General features: G+C 42.7%; 7 tRNA genes and 1 pseudogene. All 8 read right to left on the bottom strand.

What is annotated here, in order from left to right:
* A pseudogene (locus tag Q1J64_RS04305) lies at positions 1-1,031 on the bottom strand (hypothetical protein); the annotation flags it as partial.
* Between the two features lie 1,590 nt (positions 1,032-2,621).
* A tRNA-Leu gene (locus Q1J64_RS04300) sits at positions 2,622-2,702 on the bottom strand.
* Positions 2,703-2,728: 26 nt separating this feature from the next.
* A tRNA-Cys gene (locus Q1J64_RS04295) sits at positions 2,729-2,802 on the bottom strand.
* A 7-nt stretch (positions 2,803-2,809) separates the two neighbouring features.
* A tRNA-Gly gene (locus Q1J64_RS04290) sits at positions 2,810-2,884 on the bottom strand.
* 8 nt (positions 2,885-2,892) lie between these two features.
* Positions 2,893-2,964: transfer RNA gene (locus Q1J64_RS04285), tRNA-Gln, on the bottom strand.
* A gap of 6 nt (positions 2,965-2,970) precedes the next feature.
* Positions 2,971-3,046 (bottom strand) — tRNA-His (locus Q1J64_RS04280).
* 43 nt (positions 3,047-3,089) lie between these two features.
* A tRNA-His gene (locus Q1J64_RS04275) sits at positions 3,090-3,165 on the bottom strand.
* A 35-nt stretch (positions 3,166-3,200) separates the two neighbouring features.
* Positions 3,201-3,271, bottom strand: a tRNA-Trp gene (locus tag Q1J64_RS04270).
* Positions 3,272-3,354 lie beyond the last annotated feature (83 nt).

Below are 3,354 nucleotides of genomic sequence, written 5' to 3'. Positions count from 1 at the left end.
ACTCCTTCATCCTCAGCTGGAACTTCTGCAGTGTCGTCGCTATTAGTCGCGTCTTCTGCTACTTCTTCGTCCTCAGCTGGAACTTCTGCAGTGTCGTCGCTATCAGTTGCGTCTTCTGCTACTCCTTCATCCTCAGCTGGAACTTCTGCAGTGTCGTCGCTATTAGTCGCGTCTTCTGCTACTTCTTCGTCCTCAGCTGGAACTTCTGCAGTGTCGTCGCTATCAGTCGCGTCTTCTGCTACTTCTTCATCCTCAGCTGGAACTTCTGCAGTGTCGTCGCTATTAGTCGCGTCTTCTGCTACTTCTTCGTCCTCAGCAGGAACATCTGCGGTGTCGTCGCCTTCAGTAGGTTCTTCGATTACAATATCATCCTCAACTGGCAGGATCAAACCAAGATGATCTTGGATAAGGTAATCATAATATTTGATTAAACTATCATAGTTCTGGATAACAGACCTATATTCATTCACTTGATCTTCTGTTATAATAGTATCATCAGTGATTTGGTCAGTTGACGGCGTATCCCCAATGATATTCTCGTCAGCTGGCTTTTCTATTTTCTCTAATGAATCTTCTACGATATCCGTTTCGTCTTCATCAGCTGGTAGTTCAGCGTTAGCTTCTTCATCCACCGGACCTTCAGTTGCTTCCTCTTCATCTACAGGTAGTTCAGCGTTAGCTTCTTCATCCACCGGACCTTCAGCTGCTTCCTCTTCATCTACAGGAACGCTATCTGATGCGTCTTCATCTAAAGAATAATCTGCTTCATCTTCGTCTTTTGCTTTTTCTTTCCACTTTTCACTTGCAATTGCGCGCATTATTTTTACTTTTTCAGGTGAGCCCGGAATGCTGGTTGCATAAGATGAAACTTCTTCACCATGATTTTTAAATTGCGTATCATTACTCTTTTCATCGGCTGACGCTGCTCCTGCTCCGAATATTGCAGCAGTTATCATTGAAGTTGACATGACAAACGGCAAAATCTTCTTGTTCGAGTTTTTTTCGTTTTGATTGTTTCTTTCTTTTACCAATACCATCAAACTCCCTTCGATTTTCAAAAAAATAAATTTCAATTACTCTAACCGCAAATACAACATGTATTCTATTAAGTTTCTATGTACATCCACCTCCTTGAAGGCAAGACAGGTTCGTTCGAAATGAAACTCTCCAACAAATCATTTATCAATGTCCTGTCTGCATCTACAACAATAACAAAGTAAAATAACAAGCAGGTAACAATCGAGTGACAAATTTCCATGGAAAAACTATCCTTTGTCATAATTTAAAAAATATTCCCAGAGTCCTAGTTTATTTATGGGGAAGGATGAAAACAAGGGACTTTTCTAGTTGGAGCGTCGTGAGAGTCTCATATAACATTTCGGAAAAAAAGGCGACAAAGTCTCCCATCTGAGCCCCGCATTACTTTTCTAGTATATTTCGAGCAATACTTTAAGACCTAGCCGGCTCTGTTACATTCCGAAACAAACGAGTAGTTTTATGACAACCTTGAAATTTCGTGTAACTTTCAAGCTGCTCCTTCATTATGATATGGATGATAAGCTTTTCTAAGCCATTTTCAAAGGATATTTCAGCATTTACAAGCTTAATGGTATAAAAACCCGTAGAATTTTCAGAGGTAGCCGTAAGGCTGGTGGAGTGAACAGGTAAAATGACAAGCACAATGGTGAGTGCTTATGGTGGCATATCTTTGCGCCTCGTTTTCCCAATTTACCATAGGTGAAGCTACCTTCTCTGGACATATGCAGTTCACTCTTATGTTTTGGAGGCCGATTCTAATGCTGCTGTCACCGTCTATCCCAACAATTGAATACATTGACGAAACATATGGGCTTGAATTCACATCTCTTCTAACTCCTAACATAGAAGCTGTATTCACTATCGGCTCCTCCATCGGTCATATGCTCCACCGCATATTTCATCCCGTAAAGGGCCCCTAGTGAGTTAATTTCGAAAGCTCTTTTGCGGCAGTTATTGATCTGAAGAAAGCAATTATTATTAAATCAGAAGTTGAAGCTCCAAGCGCGTTTATTTCTAATCATAGCTCTACGGTTAAGGTCTTAAAAAACTACATTACCCATGATATCTATTTAAGCCGGATCTATGCAGATTTAAAGACAGAGATGGAAGATCTTTATGGGGAAAGTTAGTGGGATTATACAATTCTATTATAGTCGGCTCATTTTACTCTAATGAAGTTATGAGAATTCCATCAGCCATCGCCAATTCTATTCACTGCAACCATCCAAATTGATGTAACTTTGAAGTATTATAAAGCACAATGGCATTTGTTTGGAATGGAAGATGACAACTCCTGCGGGATTAGCGCGAGCTGAAGACCCCACAGGAGCGTTTTCTTCGCGACGAGGAAGCTAAAGCCGTGCTCGCAAGGTTCATATGGAATGGAAGACAACAATGTATTTTGAAAATCAAATAGAAATAGGACTGCCGCCAAAGATCAGTAATACTGAACTTGGGATAGTCCCTAACGAATAAAAATAAATTGTAGTCGGCTAAAATTCTTCATCAACGTCATTTGACAAAGAACCATTTATTGTACAACCTAAAAAAAGAACACAGCATGAGCTGTGTTCTTTTGGTGATACCCGAGGCCGGACTTGAACCGGCACGCCTCGCGGCATCGCATTTTGAGTGCGACGTGTCTGCCATTCCACCACTCGGGCAAGATCTAAAACTTTTTTATAAAATTTGGAGGCGGCAACCGGAATTGAACCGGTGATAAGGGTGTTGCAGACCCTTGCCTTACCGCTTGGCTATGCCGCCATTGTAGTGGAGCGGAAGACGGGATTCGAACCCGCGACCCCGACCTTGGCAAGGTCGTATTCTACCACTGAACTACTTCCGCAAATCTAACTGGGGTAGCTGGATTCGAACCAACGAGTGACGGAGTCAAAGTCCGTTGCCTTACCGCTTGGCTATACCCCAAAAACATGGGGCGGGCGAGGGGAATTGAACCCCCGAATGTCGGAATCACAATCCGATGCGTTAACCACTTCGCCACGCCCGCCATAGTATTAGTAATTATATTACATAACTAAAAAAAATATTCATGGGGCGGATGAGGGGAATTGAACCCCCGAATGTCGGAATCACAATCCGATGCGTTAACCACTTCGCCACACCCGCCATATTCTTATGATTTTACATATATTTAAAATATACAGGGGCAGTAGGAATCGAACCCACACCAAAGGTTTTGGAGACCTCTATTCTACCGTTGAACTATGCCCCTAAATGGTGGTGGGGGACGGATTCGAACCGCCGAACCCGGAGGGAGCGGATTTACAGTCCGCCGCGTTTAGCCACTTCGCTACC

It is taken from the genome of Sporosarcina sp., assembly GCF_029257255.1.
Taxonomy (GTDB): domain Bacteria; phylum Bacillota; class Bacilli; order Bacillales_A; family Planococcaceae; genus Sporosarcina.
This window is presented reverse-complemented; position numbering and strand designations above follow the sequence as displayed.